This is a genomic window from Allobosea sp. 05T422_2 (assembly GCF_056396265.1).
Window position 1 is genome coordinate 1 of sequence record NZ_JBFTLD010000149.1, and the last position, 20594, is coordinate 20594.

Below are 20594 nucleotides of genomic sequence, written 5' to 3' on the forward strand. Positions count from 1 at the left end.
AGGCCTACATCCTGACGAAGGAAGAGGGCGGCCGCCATACGCCGTTCTTCACCAACTACCGCCCGCAGTTCTACTTCCGCACGACGGACGTGACCGGCGTGGTGCACCTGCCTGAGGGCACCGAGATGGTGATGCCTGGCGACAACATCGCCATGGAAGTGCACCTGATCGTGCCGATCGCGATGGAGGAGAAGCTGCGCTTCGCCATCCGCGAAGGCGGCAGGACCGTCGGCGCCGGCGTCGTCGCCAGCATCATCGCCTGATCGACAGCGCGCCATCGCGTTCGGAAGGGGCGGCGGAAACGCCGCCCTTTCTTTTTGCTCACAGCCTTGTCGACATCGGTTCTTTTTCGACTTGAAATGCGCGGCGGGTTGGGGCAAAGCACTGCGCGACTACAGGGGTGTAGCTCAGTTGGTAGAGTACCGGTCTCCAAAACCGGGTGTCGCAGGTTCGAGCCCTGCCGCCCCTGCCAGTCTCGCGATCGTACTGCGATGACGCAGAACATCTACGACGACGAGACTTTTTCCAAGGTTACAGCCAGTTCCACGCTCGATCCACGGTCTTGACGGTGCGCCCGAGTGGGATGCGCTGCGCCGCCTCCTGCCGGAACTGCGCCGACATGGCCGGTCGGGCCCTATCTTGACGAAGGGCCGCGCCGGACGAACTGGCCGGCCGAGGGCATCATCAAGCAGCATAGAACGATCGGAACCTATCTCCAGTTGCTGCTGACGGCCGGATTCATCCTGACCCATCTCGAGGAATGGGGGGGCGGTCCGGATCAGGTCGGCGAACATCCGGAGTGGGCGAGGGAGCGCGAACGTCCGCCCTTCCTGCTGATCGCCTGCCGCAAGMCCGCAGCGCCCCGAGGTTGACGAGAGCGCTCGGATCAAAAGCGCTTGGCTAACGTGCCGGAGCGTTGTAAGAGGCCTCATGACGGCGCGCGGCTCCCTGAGCCCCGCGCCGCGAATCTTTCAGGACGTCCGAATCGGGCGCGGCCCGAAACCGAGGTGACCACTCAATGGCGAAGTCCAACCCCTTCCAGTTCCTGCAGGAGGTGCGCTCGGAGGCCGCGAAGGTTACCTGGCCGTCGCGGCGCGAGACACTGATCACCACCGGCCTCGTCTTGGCCATGGTCGTGGCTGCGAGCCTGTTCTTCCTCTTTACCGATACGATCATTCGCTGGTCGCTCGGTTTCATCCTTGGCGCACGCTGAGCGGAGTTTTGACGTGAGCACCCGCTGGTACATCGTCCACGCCTATTCCAACTTCGAGAACAAGGTCGCGCAGTCGATCCGCGATCAGGCGGCGCAGCGCAATCTCGCCGACAAGTTCGACGAGGTGCTGGTCCCGACCGAGAAGGTCGTCGAGGTTCGTCGTGGCCGCAAGGTGGACGCCGAGCGCAAGTTCTTCCCGGGCTACGTCCTGGTGAAGTGCGAGATGACCGACGAGGTCTATCACCTGATCAAGAACACGCCGAAGGTCACCGGCTTCCTGGGGGCCGACAAGGCCAAGCCCATGCCGATCCCCGAGCATGAGGCGATGCGGATCAAGGGCCAGGTCGCCGAGGGCATCGAACGCCCGAAGCCGACGGTGGTCTTCGAGGTCGGCGAGCAGGTCAAGGTTGCCGACGGCCCCTTCGCCTCGTTCAACGGTGTCGTCGAAGACGTCGATCACGCACGCGCCCGCCTCAAGGTCGCGGTCTCGATCTTCGGCCGCGCCACGCCGGTCGAGCTCGAATACGGCCAGGTCGAGAAGATCTGATCGCGCTCTTGCACGAGGGCCGCATTTTTCTGCGGCAGCTTGTTGGTTAAGGCACTTTTAAGCGATGCTGACGCAAGGTCCGCGCCGAAAATCCGGCGCGGGCTTGCATGTTTCCGAAGAGCTTCAAGGCAACTGTCGGTCAGCGTCTTGCCGTCTGGGGCGCGCTGCTTGGTCTTGTTGCGCTTCTCCTTGCCGCCGCCGATGTCGTCAGCTCGATCCGCCTGACGCAATTCTCGCGGGATCTGGTGGCGTATGCTGGCGCGGGTGATGCGCTCGCCCAGGCCGATTCCGCCTATCAGCGGCTGAACGCCTCGCTTCTGTCCGATAGCGGGCCGCCCGCGGAGAAAGCCGATATCGAAGTGGTGGCGCGGAGCGTCGCCGATATCGCCATGCGCCTTCACGGCTCCGTCCATGCGCGCGCCCAGGAGGCTGTCGATCTTCTCGGAGAGCTGTCGGGGCAGGTCGGATCGGACCATATCGGAGCGCGCGAATCGCTGAAGCGGCTCGCCGCGAAGCGCAACGAACTGCGCGTCGCCTTGAACGAGGGCATGACCGAGGTCAGCGGTCGGCTGGCTCTGCATGTCGACAACGCCCGGCAGAACAAGCTGCTGCTGTCGCTGCTCGGCATGTTCCTGGTCGTTCTCGTCATCGCGCTGGAATATCGCTGGCTGGTGCGGCCGATCACCGGGATGGCGCGCGCCCTGGGCTCGGTCGAGCGGGACCGGGCCTGGATCGGCAAGCTGGCGATCCGGCGCGATGAGATCGGCATGCTGGCGCGGGCGCTGCTGGCCCATCTGCGCGGCGAGCAGGCCCAGCAGGAGGCGGCCAAACAGCGTCTCGAGGTGCTGTCGCACGAGGTCGAGCGGCGTGACCGTCTCCAATTGCAGGGGCAGGCCTTCCAGCAGCGCATCGCTTCGATTGCAACGGTGCTGGAGCAACATGCGGCGCGCATGTCGGGCGCGTCGGGCGAGCTCGCACGCTTTTCGGGCTCCGTGGACGAGCGAGCGGCCGCCGCAGCCGGYTCGACGCAGCGGGCCTCGACCCATGTCGATGATGTCTCGCGCTCGCTGATCGATATCTCGCGCCTGTTGACGACGACGGCTGGCGAGGCACAGCGGACGACCGAGGTTGCGACCGCCGCCAAGGTGCTGGTCGAGGAGGCCACGGCCGATACGGTGGTGCTATGCGAGGCGGTTGGGGCAATTTCGGAGATCATCAAGATCATCGGTACGGTCGCGAACCAGACCAATCTGCTCGCACTCAACGCCACGATCGAGGCGGCCCGGGCCGGAGAGAGCGGCCGCGGCTTCGCCGTGGTTGCAGCCGAGGTCAAGCAGCTGGCAAACCGCTCCGCCGAAGCGACCTATCAGGTCCGGAGCGGGCTCGATTCGATCAATGTCGCGGCTCAGCGCATCACCATGCGGGTCGGTGCGCTGGTCACCTCGGTCAACCAGGTGGAGCGCGCTGCCGATTCGATCGCCGATCTGGCGCGCAAGCAGGATGCGAGCTCTCGCTCGATCAGCGAGAGCACAAGCAAGACCGCCGGCGATGTCCGCCTCGTGGCTGATCAGGTCGAACAGGTCGCCGGCATGGTCGAGGACTGGCGTCGGACTGCCGAGACGGTCACGCACGCGTCTGCCGATCTCGGCCGCCAGGCTGCCGAACTCCGTCAGACCGTCGATGGCTTCATGTCTGAGACCCAACGGATGCGCGCATGACCATGTCGATATCGCCGTCCCGGGAGGGGCTTGTGTTGGGCGCCGCCGCGCATCGCGCGGGGCAACGCAGCTTCCCGTTCCTGGCAAAGCTGCTGCACTGGGCCACCGCGGTGCTGGTCCTCGTGCTCTTCTGCTCCGGTGTCTTGATGAAGCAGATCGGCGATGGGCCGATGGCGGACACGCTCTACGCCTTGCATAAGACGACCGGTGCGGGGCTGTTCGGGCTCGTGCTCTTCCGCATGGCCTACAGGGTGCTGGCGCGCCTGACCGGACACTGGCGGGAAGGGGGCGGAGACAGGGCGGTCCACGGCGTGCTCTATGCCGCGCTGATCATCGTGCCGATGCTCGGCTGGGCCGGCGTGTCCGATTTTGGTGCGCGGGAACTCGCCCTTGGCCTGACGCTGCCGGCGATCTGGCCGGAAGGGGCCGGCTATTCCGAGCCACTGTTCAAAAGCCATGCCTGGCTTGCCTTCGTCCTGATGGGGCTGGTCGTCTTGCACATCGGCATTGCGCTCGGCGACTATGTCCAGCGGGGTGCGGGGCGCCCTTCAAGGGCGGCCGCGAAGATGCCGCAGCGCGAAAGCTCTTCCCCTTCGTTCACGAGTATGCCATAGGCCGCGCCTCACATGCGTGGAAGGCGTGCCGGTTTGCCAACCGGAAGTCCTCGCCGCACCACGCTCTGCAACCACCCCGGCCCGGGACGCTTTTTGTCCGGGAGGGGTCGTCGTCGTTCCGGTAGGCACCGGTTCGGACGGCAGGAGCAGCCATCATGGCAAAGAAGATCACGGGCTACGTGAAGCTTCAGGTTCCGGCGGGCGCGGCCAATCCGTCGCCGCCGATCGGTCCGGCGCTGGGTCAGCGCGGCCTCAACATCATGGAATTCTGCAAGGCCTTCAATGCGAAGACCGCGCAGATGGAAAAGGGCATGCCGATCCCGGTGATCATCACCGCGTATCAGGATCGCTCCTTCACCTTCGAGATGAAGCAGCCGCCGGTTTCGTACTTCCTCAAGAAGGCGGCCGGCCTGACCTCGGGTTCGAAGACCCCGGGTCGCGGCGGCAATGTCGGCAAGGTCACCTCGGCGCAGCTCAAGGAGATCGCCGAGAAGAAGATGGCCGATCTGAACTGCGATAACGTCGAATCGGCCGTGGCCATGATCCGGGGTTCTGCCCGKTCCATGGGCCTGGAAGTCGTGGGCTGAGGGGAACGGATCAATGGCACACGTCGGAAAACGCGTCGTCAAGGCCCGTGAGGGCATCGACCGCACCAAGCTCTACCCGCTCACCGAAGCCGTTGCCCTGATCAAGGGCCGCGCCACCGCCAAGTTCGACGAGACCGTCGAAGTTGCGATGAATCTCGGTGTCGATCCGCGTCACGCCGACCAGATGGTCCGTGGCGTCTGCAACCTGCCGAACGGCTCGGGCCGCGTCCTGCGCGTCGCCGTGTTCGCTCGTGGCGCCAAGGCCGAGGAGGCCAAGAAGGCCGGGGCCGACGTCGTTGGCGCCGAGGAGCTGGTCGACATCGTCTCGAAGGGCACGATCGACTTCGATCGCTGCATCGCGACCCCGGACATGATGCCGCTCGTCGGCCGCCTCGGTAAGGTGCTCGGCCCGCGCGGCCTGATGCCGAACCCGAAGGTCGGGACGGTGACCATGGACGTGACCAGCGCGGTTGCAGCCTCCAAGGGTGGCTCGGTCGAGTTCCGCGTCGAGAAGGCCGGCATCGTGCATGCTGCCGTCGGCAAGGTCTCGTTCACGGCTGAGAAGCTCGAAGAGAACATCCGTGCCTTCGCGGATTCGGTTGCCAAGGCGAAGCCCGCCGGCGCCAAGGGCACCTATGTCCAGCGCGTCGCGATCTCCTCGACCATGGGTCCGGGCGTCAAGATCGAGCCGAACACGGTTCTGGGCGGCTGATAGGCTTCCATGCGGCCGGCTTCGCGCCGGCCGCAAGCTCGTCTTGATCTCGCGGGATCAAGACACCACTTGGCAGAAGCGAGGGAAGTCGCTATGACATCCCGATGTTTCCATAAGTGATCAGGGCTTCCGCGTGCTTTGCACGAGGAGGTCCGTTTCGCGTTTTTCGACGGTTTACCGTCGAAGAATGGGTTTTTCGGGCGTGCGGAGCGATCTTCGCGCCGGAATCACCCAGTCCTGTCTGAGACTGCAGGTGCGCTTCGGGTTCGCCCGAGGGCATAATTTCGCCAAGAGGCCTGCATAGACGGTGCAAGAGCTTACCCGAGGTCGAGAGACCTCGAGACGGTTCGAACCATCTCGCCCGACCGTGGCTGATGCCGGGGAAGGGGACAGGGCACTGAGCGTCGCGCATGTGACCGGCCGGTGTCAATCGGCCTAGCCTGCGCGACAAGTGCAACTGGCGGCAAGGTTTCGTCTTGCCGCCTACCGGAGAGAGCCCAGTGGAAAGAGCGGCAAAGAATGATGCCGTCGCGACACTGAACGGCGTGTTCGCAAACACGTCGGTCGTTGTCGTGGCCCACTATGCGGGCTTGACGGTGGCACAGTTCCAGAAGCTTCGTCGTGAGATGAAGGCCAATGGCGCCACTGTGAAGGTCGCAAAGAACCGGCTGGCCAAGATCGCTCTTGAAGGCACCGACGTCGCGTCCATCAGCCCCCTGCTGAAGGGCCCCACCCTGATCGCTTATTCCAGCGATCCGGTCGCGGCGCCGAAGGTCGCCGTCGCTTTCGCCAAGGACAATGACAAGCTTGTCATCCTCGGTGGCGCGATGGGCAAGACCTCCCTGAACCCCGATGGTGTCAAGGCCCTGGCCACGATGCCCTCGCTCGACGAACTGCGCGCCAAGTTGCTCGGCCTTCTCCAGGCCCCGGCAACCAAGATCGCCCAGCTCTCGACCGCGCCTGCTGCAAAGCTCGCTCGCGTGTTTCAGGCATATGCCGACAAGGATGCGKCCTGAGGCCGTCTGCCAACCTGATCAACGTTCGAACCTCTTTATCGTAGGAACATACCATGGCTGATCTTGCTAAGCTCGTTGACGAGCTGTCCTCCCTGACCGTCCTCGAGGCCGCTGACCTCGCCAAGCTTCTCGAAGAGAAGTGGGGCGTTTCTGCCGCTGCCGCCGTCGCCGTTGCGGCTGGCCCGGCCGGTGGCGCTCCGGCTGCCGCTGTTGAAGAGCAGACCGAGTTCACTGTCGTTCTCGCCGCCGCCGGCGACAAGAAGATCGAAGTGATCAAGGAAGTCCGCGCCATCACCGGTCTCGGCCTGAAGGAAGCCAAGGATCTGGTGGAAGCCGCTCCGAAGCCGCTCAAGGAAGGCGTGACCAAGGACGAGGCCGAGAAGCTCAAGAAGCAGCTCGAGGCCGTCGGCGCCAAGGTCGAGCTCAAGTGAGCAGGGCCGGCTGATGCCGGTCCGACCCTAGTCGTACACGACAGTCCCGGGGCGGTCTTCCGCCTCCGGGGCTGTTGCGTCGTTTCCGGCAAGCGGAATGCGGCGCAAGGAATGCAAGAGGCTTTCCGGGGCACGAGCCCCATCGGGAAGGCCAGTTCAGTTGATGTCGGCGCGCCGAAGCGCCGAACGGCTCCCCCGGCGGCCTGTGGCTGCCAAGACTGGTCCGTGAGCGGGCCGCCGGGTGAGCCGTCCGAGAGAGATCGCGAGGAACAACATGGTCAATTCGCTCCAGGGCCGCAGACGCGTCCGCAAGTTCTTCGGAAAACTCAAGGAAGTCGCGCAGATGCCGAACCTCATCGAGGTTCAGAAGGCGTCTTACGACCAGTTCCTGATGGTGGACGAGCCCAAGGGCGGCCGCTCCGACGAGGGCTTGCAGTCCGTCTTCAAGTCGGTGTTCCCGATCGGCGATTTCGCTGGCGCTTCGCTGCTTGAATTCGTGAAATACACCTTCGAGCCGCCGAAATACGACGTCGACGAATGCCGTCAGCGCGGCATGACCTTCTCGGCCCCGCTCAAGGTGACGCTGCGCCTGATCGTGTTCGATATCGATCCCGACACCCAGGCGAAGTCGGTCAAGGACATCAAGGAGCAGGATGTCTACATGGGCGACATGCCGCTCATGACGGATAACGGCACCTTCATCGTCAACGGCACCGAGCGCGTCATCGTCTCGCAGATGCACCGCTCGCCGGGCGTGTTCTTCGATCACGACAAGGGCAAGACCCATTCGTCGGGCAAGCTGCTCTTTGCCGCGCGCATCATCCCCTATCGCGGCTCCTGGCTGGACATCGAGTTCGACGCCAAGGACATCGTCTACGCGCGTATCGACCGGAAGCGTAAGATCCCGGTGACGTCGCTGCTGTTCGCCCTCGGCATGGACGGCGAGGAGATCCTCAGCCGCTTCTACAACCACATCGCCTACGCCAAGGATAAGCAGGGCTGGCGCGTTCCCTATGACGCCGAGCGCATGAAGGGCTTCAAGGCGACGGTCGACATGATCGACGCCGACACCGGCGAGGTCGTGGTCGAGGCCGGCAAGAAGCTGGTCGCCCGTACCGCCCGCCAGCTCGCCGAGAAGGGCCTGAAGTTCCTGCGCGCCACCGACGAGGATCTCTACGGCCAGTACATTGCCGAGGATCTGGTCAATCCGGCGACCGGCGAGGTCTTCGCCGAGGCGGGCGAGGAGATCAGCGAGAAGCTGCTCAAGCTCCTGACCGATGAAGGTTTCGACGAGATCCCGGTGCTGGATATCGACCACATCACGGTCGGTCCCTACATCCGCAACACGCTCAACGTGGACAAGAACTCGCGCCGCGAGGAAGCGCTGTTCGACATCTACCGCGTGATRCGTCCCGGCGAGCCGCCGACGCTCGAGACCGCCGAGAACATGTTCCAGTCGCTGTTCTTCGACTCGGAGCGCTACGACCTTTCGGCCGTCGGTCGCGTGAAGATGAACATGCGTCTCGATCTCGACGCCGAGGACACCGTGCGCATCCTGCGCAAGGAGGACATCTTCGCGGTCGTCAAGGCGCTGGTCGACCTGCGCGACGGCAAGGGCGAGATCGACGACATCGACCATCTCGGCAACCGCCGTGTGCGCTCGGTCGGCGAGCTCATGGAGAACCAGTACCGCCTGGGCCTGCTGCGCATGGAGCGCGCCATCAAGGAGCGCATGTCGTCGGTCGATATCGACACGGTGATGCCRCAGGACCTGATCAACGCCAAGCCGGCGGCTGCCGCCGTGCGCGAGTTCTTCGGCTCGTCGCAGCTCTCGCAGTTCATGGACCAGACGAACCCGCTTTCGGAAGTCACTCACAAGCGCCGTCTTTCGGCGCTTGGCCCAGGTGGTCTGACCCGCGAGCGCGCCGGCTTCGAGGTGCGCGACGTGCACCCGACCCATTACGGCCGCATCTGCCCGATCGAAACGCCGGAAGGTCCGAATATCGGACTGATCAACTCGCTCGCCACCTTCGCGCGGGTGAACAAGTACGGCTTCATCGAGAGCCCCTACCGCCGCATCCGCGACGGCCAGCTCACCGACGAGATCATCTATCTCTCGGCGATGGAGGAGGCGAAGTACAACGTCGCCCAGGCGAACGCCGCGACCGATGCGAGCGGCCGTCTGACCGACGACCTGATCGTTTGCCGCCGCGCCGGTGAAGTCATCGTCACGCCGGTCGACAAGGTCGACTTCATGGACGTGTCCCCGAAGCAGCTCGTTTCGGTCGCCGCCGCGCTGATCCCGTTCCTTGAGAACGACGACGCCAACCGCGCGCTGATGGGCTCGAACATGCAGCGCCAGGCGGTGCCGCTGGTTCGTGCCGACGCRCCCTTCGTCGGCACCGGCATGGAAGCGGTCGTCGCCCGTGACTCGGGTGCCGCCATCGCTGCCCGGCGCGCCGGCGTCGTCGACCAGGTCGACGCGACGCGTATCGTTATCCGCGCCTCCGACGAGATGGACCCGACCAAGCCGGGCGTCGACATCTACCGTCTGCAGAAGTTCCAGCGCTCGAACCAGTCGACCTGCATCACGCAGCGTCCGCTGGTGCGCGTCGGCGACATGATCAAGAAGGGCGACATCGTCGCCGACGGCCCGTCGACGGAGCTCGGCGAACTGGCTCTCGGCCGCAACGTGCTCGTCGCGTTCATGCCGTGGAACGGCTACAACTTCGAGGACTCGATCCTGCTCTCGGAGAAGATCGTCTCGGAAGACATCTTCACCTCGATCCATATCGAGGAATTCGAGGTCATGGCCCGCGATACGAAGCTGGGCCCTGAGGAAATCACGCGCGACATTCCGAACGTTTCGGAAGAGGCGCTGAAGAACCTCGACGAAGCCGGCATCGTCTATATCKGCGCGGAAGTCGCTGCGGGCGACATCCTGGTCGGCAAGATCACGCCGAAGGGCGAAAGCCCGATGACGCCGGAAGAGAAGCTTCTGCGCGCCATCTTCGGCGAGAAGGCTTCGGATGTCCGCGACACCTCGCTGCGTGTTCCGCCGGGCGTGCAGGGCACCATCGTCGAAGTGCGCGTGTTCAATCGCCACGGCGTCGACAAGGACGAGCGCGCCCAGGCGATCGAGCGCGAGGAGATCGAGCGTCTTGCCAAGGACCGCGACGACGAGCAGGCGATCCTGGACCGCAACACCTTTGCGCGTCTGGCCGAGATCCTGACCGGCAAGACCGGCCTTGCTGGTCCGAAGGGCTTCAAGAAGGACACGGTCATCACCCGCGAKGGAATGAGCGAGTTCCCGCGTTCGCAGTGGTGGTTGTTCGCCGTCGGCGACGACGCCCTGATGACCGAAATCGAGGCGATGCGGAAGCAGTACGACGAGTCGAAGAAGCGCCTCGAGCAGCGCTTCCTCGACAAGGTCGAGAAGCTGCAGCGCGGCGACGAACTGCCTCCGGGCGTGATGAAGATGGTCAAGGTCTTCGTCGCCGTGAAGCGCAAGATCCAGCCGGGCGACAAGATGGCCGGCCGTCACGGAAACAAGGGCGTCGTCTCGCGCATCGTTCCCGCCGAGGACATGCCCTTCCTCGAGGACGGAACCCATGCCGACATCGTGCTGAACCCGCTCGGCGTGCCGAGCCGCATGAATGTCGGTCAGATCCTGGAGACCCATCTGGGCTGGGCCGCTGCCGGTCTCGGCAAGCAGATCGCCAAGGCCATCGACGTCTACAAGAAGGCGCATGACGGCAAGGCTCTGCGGGCAAGCTTCGAGGCCGTGTATGGCGACAACGAGATCGTTGCGTCGATGGACGATGCGGAGCTGGTCGAGATGGGCCAGAACCTGCGCCGCGGCGTTCCGATCGCGACCCCGGTCTTCAACGGCGCCAAGGAGTCGGACATCGAGCATCTGCTCGAGCAGGCGGGGCTCAACAAGTCCGGTCAGGTCACGCTCTATGACGGACGGACCGGCGAGCCCTTCGATCGTAAGGTCACGGTCGGCTACATCTACATGCTGAAGCTGCACCACCTGGTCGACGACAAGATCCACGCGCGTTCGATCGGCCCGTACTCGCTCGTTACCCAGCAGCCGCTGGGCGGCAAGGCGCAGTTCGGCGGTCAGCGCTTCGGCGAAATGGAGGTCTGGGCGCTCGAAGCCTACGGCGCCGCCTACACCCTTCAGGAAATGCTGACGGTGAAGTCGGACGACGTGGCGGGCCGCACCAAGGTCTACGAGTCGATCGTGCGCGGCGAGGACAATTTCGAGGCGGGCATCCCCGAGAGCTTCAACGTTCTCGTCAAGGAAATGCGCTCGCTCGGCCTCAATGTCGAATTGATCAGCAACAAGCAGAAGCCGGGCGAATTGCCGCCGGCCGAAGCTGCCGAATAAGGGGGCGGGCCCAAACGGGCCGCCTCGAGACGAACACAGCATGCCGGCGACACTCACGCCGCCGGCTTATTCGCATGATGGCCGGGCAGGGCGGTTCACTCCCCCGCCGGCGGCAGGAGACAGGCGATGAAGCAAGAGGTCATGAACCTTTTCGGCCAGCAGCCGACACAGCAGGCGTTCGACGCGATCAAGATTTCGATCGCGAGCCCGGAAAAGATCCTGTCGTGGTCCTATGGCGAGATCAAGAAGCCCGAGACCATCAACTACCGTACCTTCAAGCCCGAGCGCGACGGCCTGTTTTGCGCCCGCATCTTTGGGCCGATCAAGGACTACGAGTGCTTGTGCGGCAAGTACAAGCGCATGAAGTTCAAGGGCGTGATCTGCGAGAAGTGCGGCGTCGAAGTGACGCTCGCACGCGTCCGACGCGAGCGCATGGGCCATATCGAACTCGCCGCTCCGGTTGCCCATATCTGGTTCCTGAAGTCGCTGCCGTCGCGCATCGGCCTGCTGATGGACATGCCGCTCAAGGAGCTCGAGCGGGTGCTCTATTTCGAGTCGTATGTCGTCATCGAGCCGGGCCTGACGCCCCTCAAGGACCGTCAGCTCCTGTCCGAGGAGGAGTATGTCCGCTGCCAGGAAGAGTATGGCGCTGACACCTTCACGGCGATGATCGGCGCGGAAGCCATCCGCGAGATGCTGCGCGCGCTCGATCTCGACAAGATCAACATGGATCTGAAGCACGAGATCGCGACGACGACCTCGGAGCTGAAGCCCAAGAAGCTGATGAAGCGCCTCAAGATCATCGAGGCGTTCCAGGAATCCGGCAACAAGCCGGAATGGATGGTGATGACCATCGTTCCGGTGATCCCGCCCGATCTGCGTCCGCTGGTGCCGCTGGATGGCGGCCGCTTCGCGACCTCGGATCTGAACGATCTCTATCGCCGCGTCATCAACCGCAATAACCGCTTGAAGCGCCTGATCGAGCTGCGTGCGCCGGACATCATCATCCGCAACGAGAAGCGGATGCTGCAGGAATCGGTCGACGCATTGTTCGACAACGGCCGCCGCGGCCGCGTCATCACGGGTGCCAACAAGCGCCCGCTGAAGTCGCTCGCCGACATGCTGAAGGGCAAGCAGGGCCGCTTCCGGCAGAACCTGCTGGGCAAGCGCGTCGACTATTCCGGCCGTTCGGTCATCGTCGTCGGCCCGGAGATGAAGCTGCACCAGTGCGGCCTGCCGAAGAAGATGGCGCTCGAGCTGTTCAAGCCGTTCATCTATGCGCGTCTCGATGCGAAGGGCTACTCGACCACGGTCAAGCAGGCCAAGAAGCTGGTCGAGAAGGAGAAGCCGGAAGTCTGGGATATCCTGGACGAGGTCATCCGCGAGCATCCGGTGCTGCTGAACCGCGCTCCGACGCTGCACCGTCTCGGCATCCAGGCCTTCGAGCCGGTGCTGATCGAAGGCAAGGCGATCCAGCTTCACCCGCTGGTCTGCGCCGCGTTCAACGCCGACTTCGACGGCGACCAGATGGCCGTGCACGTCCCGCTGTCGCTCGAGGCGCAGCTGGAAGCGCGCGTGCTGATGATGTCGACCAACAACATCCTGCACCCGGCGAACGGCCAGCCGATCATCGTGCCGTCGCAGGAYATCGTGCTCGGCCTGTATTACCTCTCGATCATCTCGGATGGCGAGCCGGGCCAGGGCAAGATCTTCGGCGATTTCGGCGAACTCGAATATGCGCTGCACGAGAAGGTCGTGACGCTGCATTCGAAGATCAAATATCGCTGGACCGGCGTCGGCCAGGACGGCAAGTCCTACACCAAGATCTACGACACCACGCCCGGCCGCGTGATCCTCTCGACCGCGCTGCCTGAGCACCCGGCCGTGACCTTCGACGTCGTCAATCGCCTGATGACGAAGAAGGAGATCTCCGGAATGATCGACGCCGTCTATCGCGGCTGCGGTCAGAAGGAATCGGTCATCTTCTGCGATCGCGTCATGGGCCTCGGCTTCAAGCACGCCTTCAAGGCCGGCATCTCCTTCGGCAAGGACGACATGGTCGTGCCGGAGAACAAGTKGGAGATCGTCGACACCACCMGTGCGCTCGCCAAGGACTACGAGCAGCAGTACCAGGACGGCCTGATCACTCAGGGCGAGAAGTACAACAAGGTCGTCGACGCCTGGGCGAAGTGCTCCGACAAGCTCGCCCAGGAGATGATGGCGCGCATCTCGACCGTTAAGAAGGACGAGAACGGCCGCGATAAGCCGATCAACTCGATCTACATGATGAGCCACTCGGGTGCCCGTGGTTCGCCGGCCCAGATGCGCCAGCTCGCCGCCATGCGCGGCCTGATGGCCAAGCCGTCCGGCGAGATCATCGAGAGCCCGATCATCTCGAACTTCAAGGAAGGCCTGGACGTGCTCGAGTACTTCAACTCGACGCACGGTGCCCGTAAGGGTCTGGCCGATACCGCGCTCAAGACGGCAAACTCGGGTTATCTCACCCGCCGTCTCGTCGACGTGGCGCAGGATGCCATCATCTCCGAGGTCGATTGCGGCTCGGATAACGGCATCAAGATGCGCGCCATCATCGATGCCGGTCAGGTCGTGGCTTCGCTCGGCATCCGCATCCTCGGCCGCTCTGCGGCGGAAGATGTCACGGATATCGATGGCAACGTCCTCGTGCCGAAGGGTACGATGATCGAGGAAAGCCATATCGAGAAGATCAACGCCGCCGGCGTCCAGGAGGTGAAGATCCGTTCGGTTCTCACCTGCGAGACCAAGAACGGCGTCTGCGCCACCTGCTACGGGCGCGATCTTGCCCGCGGCACGCCCGTCAACATGGGTGAGGCGGTCGGCGTCATCGCGGCACAATCGATCGGCGAGCCGGGCACGCAGCTCACCATGCGTACCTTCCACATCGGCGGCGCGGCGACGATCGCGGACCAGTCGTTCATCGAGTCCAATTTCGAGGGCACGGTGAAGATCCGCAACCGCAATGCGGCGCGCAACTCGGATGGTGACCTGATCGCCATGGCGCGCAACATCGCCATCGTGATCGTCGGTCCGGACGGCGCCGAGCGCGCGGTGCACCGTGTCCAGTTCGGCTCGAAGATGCGGGTCGACGAAGGCGACAAGGTCAAGCGCGGCCAGCGCCTGGCGGAGTGGGATCCCTATTCCCGCCCGATCCTGGCCGAGGTGGACGGCTCTGTCGGCTACGAGGATCTCGTGGACGGCATGTCGATCACCGAGACGACGGACGAGGCGACCGGCATCAGCAAGCGCGTCGTCATCGACTGGCGTGGGTCGGCCCGGACGTCGGATCTGCGTMCGGCGATCACGGTGCACGGCCCTGACGGCAAGGTTGCGAAGCTCGCCCGCGGTGGCGAAGCCCGCTACATCCTGCCCGTCGACGGCATCATCTCGATGGAGCCGGGCCAGATGACCAAGGCAGGCGACGTGCTCGCCCGTGTCTCGACCGACTCGGCCAAGACCCGTGACATCACCGGCGGTCTGCCGCGGGTGGCGGAACTGTTCGAGGCACGTCGTCCGAAGGATGCGGCGATCATCGCCGAGAAGGCCGGTGTCATCGGCTTCGGCAAGGACTACAAGAACAAGCGCCGGGTCACGTTGACCCCGCATGACGGCTCGGACGGGCTCGAGTACCTGATCCCGAAGGGCAAGCACATCCATCTCCAGGACGGCGACGTCGTCGAGATGGGCGACTACATCCTGGACGGCAATCCGGCACCGCACGACATCCTGGCGATCAAGGGCGTCGAAGAGCTCGCGGCTTATCTCGTCAACGAGATCCAGGAGGTMTATCGCCTCCAGGGCGTGGGCATCAACGACAAGCACATCGAGGTCATCGTCCGGCAGATGCTGCAAAAGATCGAGATCACCGAGTCCGGTGATACCGACATCATCACCGGCGACCAGATCGATCGGATCGAACTGGAGGAGATCAACGCCAAGATGCGCGAAGAGGGCAAGAAGCCGGCCAGCGGCGTTCCGGTCCTGCTCGGCATCACCAAGGCGAGCTTGCAGACGCGCTCCTTCATCTCGGCGGCGTCGTTCCAGGAGACCACCCGCGTCCTCACCGAGGCGGCGGTCAACGGCAAGTACGATACCCTCGAAGGCCTCAAGGAGAACGTCATCGTCGGCTCGCTCATCCCGGCCGGCACGGGCGCCCAGGTTGCCCGGATCAAGCAGGTGGCGCTGCGCCGCGACGATCTGATCGTCGGCCAGAAGGCGGATGCGGCGGCCAAGGCTGCAGCTGCTGCGGCCGTGCTTCCGGCAGCCGAATAAGGCGCTGCTGAACACGACTTGCGAAAGGGCCGCCTTCGAAAGGAGAATTTCGCCTCCGCGACCAGCTGTGATCTAACATGTTAATCAGTTGGGAGTTCGTCGATGGACGGTCAGCGCTTTGTCAGTGCGGTGGAGGCGGTCTATGCGGCCGCGGCCACGCCGTCGCTTTGGCCCGCCGCTCTGCAGACCATTGCCGATTGCTTCGACGATGTCGGCGCCGTGATGATCTACCAGCGGGACGATGGCAGCTACGGGATCATTGTCTCGCCGAGCCTCGCCGAGGGGCAGAAGGAGTATGACCGGGACGAATGGTGGCGGCACGATGTGCGCTTCGCCCGCTCGCGCGAGAGGGGATACCTGACCCGGACCGATGCGATCACCGAACGTCACATCGCAACGTCCGAGGAACTCGAAACCCTGCCGTTCTACAGCCAGTTCCTCAAGCGCCAGGGGCTGAAATGGTTCGCAGGCGTCAGCATCTCGCCGGACCCCCATGTCGCTGTTGCGCTCTCGGTCCAGCGCGCCGACAGCAAGCCGGCCTTCGTCGAGGAGGAGCTCGCAGCACTCAGCCAGTTGGGGCGGCATGTCGAGAATGCGCTCAGGCTCGGCATCCGCCTGATTACCGCGGAAGCGACACAGCAGTCACTGGCCGACGTGCTAGCGCGGCTGAGCGTCGGGGTGTTCCTGCTCGACGCAGCCGGTCATGTGATTTTCGCAAACCCCGTCGCGGAGCAGTTATGCGGTGATGCGTTGCTGATCTCGCAAGGTCGACTGGCGGCGCGCTCCGTCCTGCAGCAGGAGGCCTTGTCCGAAGCGATCGCACGAGCGGGCGCGGCGAGTGCCGATACCTTGACGGCGGTGCCGCGGCCGCTGCTGATCCCCGGACTGGATCGAGACGGGACGCTTGCCGTGCATGTCCTGCCGGTCTGCACACCCACTGCCACGGGCGTAGAGCGCATGCTCTCAGAGACCAGTGTGATTGCCGTCGTGACCAGCGCGCAGCCAGGCGAGCCCGCCGATCCGGCGCTCGTGCGCGACCTGTTCGGCCTCACATTGGCCGAGGCCCGGATCGCTGCGCTCGTCGGCGCAGGACTTGCCCCTCGCAACGCGTCCCAGGCCCTGGGAATCTCGGAGGAGACGGCGCGGACCACGCTCAAGCGCGTCTTCGCCAAGGTGGGCGTTTCCCGCCAGAGCGAGCTATCCGCCCTGCTGGCCAGACTGGTGCTGCGCTAGCCCCGTTCGGCTGATGAGATCATACTGCGGCAATCGCACCCGAAGATCACCGCTCCCAAATGGGAGTTGCCTGGACCGCAACCCGTCGACGCATGATTGGTTGGGAAGAGGGGAGTGGCTATGGTGGTGTTGCGCGGCGCTTCGCTCTACCTTGCCCTGACGGCATTGGTGATCTTCACCCTCAGCCGCCTGCCGACCTCCGGGGGGCCATGACGGCCGAGCCGGCCCTCAGCAGGGTGGTGGTTAACGCTTTCGCTGCGAATGCGAATTCGGGGTTGACGCGAATCTCCACCTGAGTCATAAGCGCGCCACTGTCGACGGTTGTCGGACACGTTTGTCGCTTGCCTCTGCTGCGAGCGAATTTCGCGACCGAAACGCCGTCGTAAATTCCTGCGTCGATTGACGACATGGCAAGACGCATGAATGCGGACGAGTTCCGTGTTCCTCTGCATGGCGAGCGCGCCTGAGGCCCCCGAGGGGAGCCGACGGCGCGGCTTCGTTTATGTCATGGCTTTGACCGGTTCGGGGAGCGACCGAAAAGAATTCCAACCGCTCAGTGGAGCGAGAGGCCAGAATGCCGACAATCAGCCAGCTGATCCGCAAGCCGCGCTCGCCCGTCAAGGCGCGCAACACCGCTCCGGCGCTTGAGTCCTGCCCGCAGAAGCGTGGCGTTTGCACCCGCGTCTATACGACCACTCCGAAGAAGCCGAACTCGGCGCTTCGTAAGGTTGCCAAGGTGCGTTTGACCAACGGCTTCGAGGTCATTGGCTACATCCCGGGTGAAGGTCACAACCTTCAGGAACACTCCGTGGTGATGATCCGCGGCGGTCGCGTCAAGGACTTGCCCGGCGTGCGCTACCACATCCTGCGCGGTGTGCTCGATACGCAGGGCGTCAAGAACCGCAAGCAACGCCGTTCGAAGTACGGCGCCAAGCGTCCTAAGTGATTTTCTGCCCGACCGCCGAGGCTTGATGCTGAGGCGGTTCGCAGCTTTTGAGATTTGACCGGAGACTAGACGATGTCCCGCCGCCATAGCGCCGAAAAACGCGAAGTTATCCCGGACCCGAAGTTCGGTGATATCGTGGTCACGAAGTTCATGAACTCCGTGATGTACGAAGGTAAGAAGTCGACCGCAGAGCGGATCGTCTACGGCGCTTTCGACATCATCGAAGGCAAGACGAAGAGCGACCCGCTTTCCGTCTTCAAGAGCGCGCTCGAGAACGTCGCCCCGGCGATCGAGGTTCGCTCGCGTCGTGTCGGTGGCGCGACCTACCAGGTTCCGGTCGAGGTTCGCACCGAGCGCCGTCAGGCGCTGGCGATCCGCTGGCTGATCTCGGCTGCTCGCGGCCGTAACGACAAGACCATGGTTGAGCGTCTCTCGGCCGAGCTGATGGACGCGGCGAACAACCGCGGCAACGCGGTGAAGAAGCGTGAAGACACGCACCGGATGGCGGAAGCCAACCGCGCCTTCTCGCATTACCGCTGGTAATCCGCGGCACCCGACGAAAGACAGAGCACTCTCATGCCCCGTTCCCATCCCATCGATCGGTACCGCAACTTCGGTATCATGGCGCATATCGACGCCGGCAAGACGACGACGACCGAGCGTATCCTGTTCTATACCGGCAAGTCGCATAAGATCGGCGAAGTCCATGATGGCGCGGCCACCATGGACTGGATGACGCAGGAGCAGGAGCGTGGCATCACGATCACCTCCGCCGCGACGACCTGCCTGTGGCGCGACCATCGCCTGAACATCATCGACACCCCTGGCCACGTCGACTTCACCATTGAAGTCGAGCGTTCGCTGCGCGTGCTCGATGGTGCCGTCTGCGTGCTCGACGGCAACCAGGGCGTCGAGCCCCAGACTGAGACCGTCTGGCGCCAGGCCGACAAGTACGACGTTCCGCGCGTCGTCTTCGTCAACAAGATGGACAAGATCGGCGCCGATTTCTATCGCTGCGTCCAGGACATCATTGACCGCGTCGCCGGCAAGCCGGTCTGCCTGCAGATCCCGATCGGTTCGGAGGCGGAATTCGCCGGCGTCATCGACCTGGTGAAGATGAAGGCGATCGTCTGGAACGGCGAAGCGCTGGGCGCCTCCTTCGAAGAGAAGGAGATTCCTGCCGATCTCGTCGACAAGGCTGCCGAGTATCGTGGCAAGCTGGTCGAAGCCGCCGTCGAGATGGACGATGCGGCGATGGAAGCCTATCTCGAAGGCACCGAGCCGTCTGCCGACACGCTGCGCCAGCTGGTCCGCACCGCGGTCCAGCGTCGCGCCTTCCACCCCGTGCTCTGCGGCTCGTCCTTCAAGAACAAGGGCGTTCAGCCCCTGCTCGACGCGGTCGTCGATTACCTGCCGTCGCCGGTCGATCGTGGCGACATCAAGGGCATCGATTTCAAGACCGAAGAAGAGACCGTTCGTCATCCGCGCGACGAAGATCCCTTCTCAATGCTCGCCTTCAAGATCATGGACGACCCCTTCGTCGGCACGATCACCTTCTGCCGCGTCTACTCGGGCAAGATCGAGACCGGCGCCGGCGTGATCAACTCGACGCGCGACAAGAAGGAACGTGTCGGTCGCATGCTGCTGATGCACGCGAACAACCGTGAAGACATCAAGGAGGCTTTTGCCGGCGACATCGTCGCCCTGGCCGGCCTCAAGGATGTCCGTACCGGCGACACGCTGTGCGACCCGACCCATGCGGTCATCCTGGAGCGGATGGAGTTCCCCGAGCCGGTCATCACGATCGCGATCGAGCCGAAGTCCAAGGCCGACCAGGAGAAGCTGGGCCTGGCCCTGTCGAAGCTCGCGAACGAGGATCCGTCCTTCCGCGTCTCGACCGATCAGGAGAGCGGCCAGACCATCCTGAAGGGCATGGGCGAACTGCATCTCGACATCAAGGTCGACATCCTGAAGCGCACCTACAAGGTCGACGCCAATATCGGCGCGCCTCAGGTTGCCTATCGCGAGACGCTGACCAAGAAGGCCGAGGTCGACTACACCCACAAGAAGCAGACCGGTGGTACGGGCCAGTTCGCCCGCGTCAAGCTGGTCATCGAGCCGAACGAGACCGGCAAGGGCTTCGAGTTCGAGTCGAAGGTCGTCGGCGGCTCGGTGCCGAAGGAATACATCCCCGGCGTCGAAAAGGGCCTGAACTCGGTTATCGGTTCGGGCGTGCTCGCCGGCTTCCCGGTGGTGGACGTCAAGGTGACGTTGATCGACGGTGCCTTCCACGAAGTCGACTCGTCGGCCCTGGCCTTCGAAATCGCCTCGCGGGCTGCACTTCGCGAAGGTCTGCAGAAGGGCGGTTCCGTGCTGCTCGAGCCGATCATGAAGGTCGAAGTCGTGACCCCGGAAGACTATACCGGTTCGGTCATCGGCGATCTGAACTCGCGTCGTGGCCAGATTCAGGGCCAGGACATGCGCGGCAACGCCGTCGTCGTCAACGCGATGGTGCCGCTGGCGAACATGTTCGGCTATGTCAACCAGCTGCGCTCGTTCAGCCAGGGACGCGCCAACTACACGATGCAGTTCGACCACTACGAGCAGGTTCCTTCGGCGGTCGCCGCCGAGGTTCAGGCCAAGTACGCCTGATCCACCCATTCGACTGAACATTTGAACAAGATCTGACGGAGGCTACGATGGCCAAAGAGAAGTTTGCGCGGACGAAGCCGCACTGCAATATCGGAACGATTGGTCACGTTGACCATGGCAAGACGTCTTTGACGGCTGCGATCACGAAGGTTCTGGCTGAGTCGGGCGGCGCGTCGTTCACGGCGTATGACCAGATCGACAAGGCGCCTGAGGAGAAGGCT

At 63.8% G+C, this 20594-nt stretch carries 17 protein-coding genes, 1 tRNA gene and 1 pseudogene; all 19 read left to right on the forward strand.

What is annotated here, in order from left to right:
• The coding region (locus AC1DJT_RS22680; RefSeq protein WP_476833181.1) for an EF-Tu C-terminal domain-related protein at positions 1-263 on the forward strand (263 nt) is incomplete at its 5' end.
• Positions 264-396: 133 nt separating this feature from the next.
• Positions 397-472: transfer RNA gene (locus AC1DJT_RS22685), tRNA-Trp, on the forward strand.
• A 19-nt stretch (positions 473-491) separates the two neighbouring features.
• Positions 492-612: pseudogene (locus tag AC1DJT_RS22690) on the forward strand (class I SAM-dependent methyltransferase); the annotation flags it as partial.
• Positions 579-872 (forward strand): hypothetical protein, encoded by a 294-nt coding sequence (locus AC1DJT_RS22695; RefSeq protein ID WP_476834918.1) that lies wholly within the window; start codon positions 579-581, stop codon positions 870-872. The pseudogene AC1DJT_RS22690 and the gene AC1DJT_RS22695, both read left to right, overlap by 34 nt.
• A gap of 146 nt (positions 873-1018) precedes the next feature.
• On the forward strand, positions 1019-1213 hold the full coding sequence (secE, locus tag AC1DJT_RS22700; RefSeq protein ID WP_043237138.1) for a preprotein translocase subunit SecE: 195 nt from the start codon (positions 1019-1021) through the stop codon (positions 1211-1213).
• A gap of 13 nt (positions 1214-1226) precedes the next feature.
• The gene (gene nusG / locus AC1DJT_RS22705; RefSeq protein WP_043237137.1) at positions 1227-1760 is read left to right on the forward strand and encodes a transcription termination/antitermination protein NusG; all 534 of its coding nucleotides are present in this window, start codon (positions 1227-1229) and stop codon (positions 1758-1760) included.
• Positions 1761-1867: 107 nt separating this feature from the next.
• The gene (locus tag AC1DJT_RS22710; protein WP_441508634.1) at positions 1868-3478 is read left to right on the forward strand and encodes a methyl-accepting chemotaxis protein; all 1611 of its coding nucleotides are present in this window, start codon (positions 1868-1870) and stop codon (positions 3476-3478) included.
• Positions 3475-4092, forward strand: coding sequence for a cytochrome b (locus AC1DJT_RS22715; protein WP_441508633.1), 618 nt, complete (start codon positions 3475-3477; stop codon positions 4090-4092). The genes AC1DJT_RS22710 and AC1DJT_RS22715 overlap by 4 nt, the downstream gene beginning before the upstream one ends.
• Positions 4093-4247: 155 nt before the next feature.
• On the forward strand, positions 4248-4679 hold the full coding sequence (rplK, locus tag AC1DJT_RS22720; RefSeq protein WP_069880157.1) for a 50S ribosomal protein L11: 432 nt from the start codon (positions 4248-4250) through the stop codon (positions 4677-4679).
• A 13-nt stretch (positions 4680-4692) separates the two neighbouring features.
• On the forward strand, positions 4693-5391 hold the full coding sequence (gene rplA / locus AC1DJT_RS22725; protein WP_043237132.1) for a 50S ribosomal protein L1: 699 nt from the start codon (positions 4693-4695) through the stop codon (positions 5389-5391).
• Positions 5392-5891: 500 nt separating this feature from the next.
• The gene (rplJ, locus tag AC1DJT_RS22730; protein WP_476834913.1) at positions 5892-6407 is read left to right on the forward strand and encodes a 50S ribosomal protein L10; all 516 of its coding nucleotides are present in this window, start codon (positions 5892-5894) and stop codon (positions 6405-6407) included.
• A 53-nt stretch (positions 6408-6460) separates the two neighbouring features.
• The gene (rplL, locus tag AC1DJT_RS22735) at positions 6461-6838 is read left to right on the forward strand and encodes a 50S ribosomal protein L7/L12 (protein WP_043237129.1); all 378 of its coding nucleotides are present in this window, start codon (positions 6461-6463) and stop codon (positions 6836-6838) included.
• A 274-nt stretch (positions 6839-7112) separates the two neighbouring features.
• Entirely contained in the window at positions 7113-11234 is a 4122-nt protein-coding gene (gene rpoB, locus AC1DJT_RS22740; RefSeq protein ID WP_476834914.1) for a DNA-directed RNA polymerase subunit beta, read from the forward strand.
• 126 nt (positions 11235-11360) lie between these two features.
• Positions 11361-15542, forward strand: a complete 4182-nt coding sequence (gene rpoC, locus AC1DJT_RS22745) for a DNA-directed RNA polymerase subunit beta' (protein ID WP_476834915.1) — start codon at positions 11361-11363, stop codon at positions 15540-15542.
• 102 nt (positions 15543-15644) lie between these two features.
• Positions 15645-16775 carry a helix-turn-helix transcriptional regulator gene (locus AC1DJT_RS22750; protein WP_476769552.1) on the forward strand — a complete coding sequence of 377 codons (1131 nt, stop codon included), beginning with the start codon at positions 15645-15647 and terminating at the stop codon, positions 16773-16775.
• A gap of 574 nt (positions 16776-17349) precedes the next feature.
• Complete coding sequence (gene rpsL, locus AC1DJT_RS22755) at positions 17350-17721, forward strand: 30S ribosomal protein S12 (RefSeq protein ID WP_038358286.1); 372 nt, start codon at positions 17350-17352, stop codon at positions 17719-17721.
• Between the two features lie 72 nt (positions 17722-17793).
• The gene (gene rpsG / locus AC1DJT_RS22760) at positions 17794-18264 is read left to right on the forward strand and encodes a 30S ribosomal protein S7 (protein ID WP_043237120.1); all 471 of its coding nucleotides are present in this window, start codon (positions 17794-17796) and stop codon (positions 18262-18264) included.
• A 33-nt stretch (positions 18265-18297) separates the two neighbouring features.
• On the forward strand, positions 18298-20373 hold the full coding sequence (fusA, locus tag AC1DJT_RS22765; RefSeq protein WP_476834916.1) for an elongation factor G: 2076 nt from the start codon (positions 18298-18300) through the stop codon (positions 20371-20373).
• Between the two features lie 47 nt (positions 20374-20420).
• A partial coding sequence (locus AC1DJT_RS22770) for a GTP-binding protein (protein WP_476834917.1) occupies positions 20421-20594 on the forward strand: 174 nt, incomplete at its 3' end.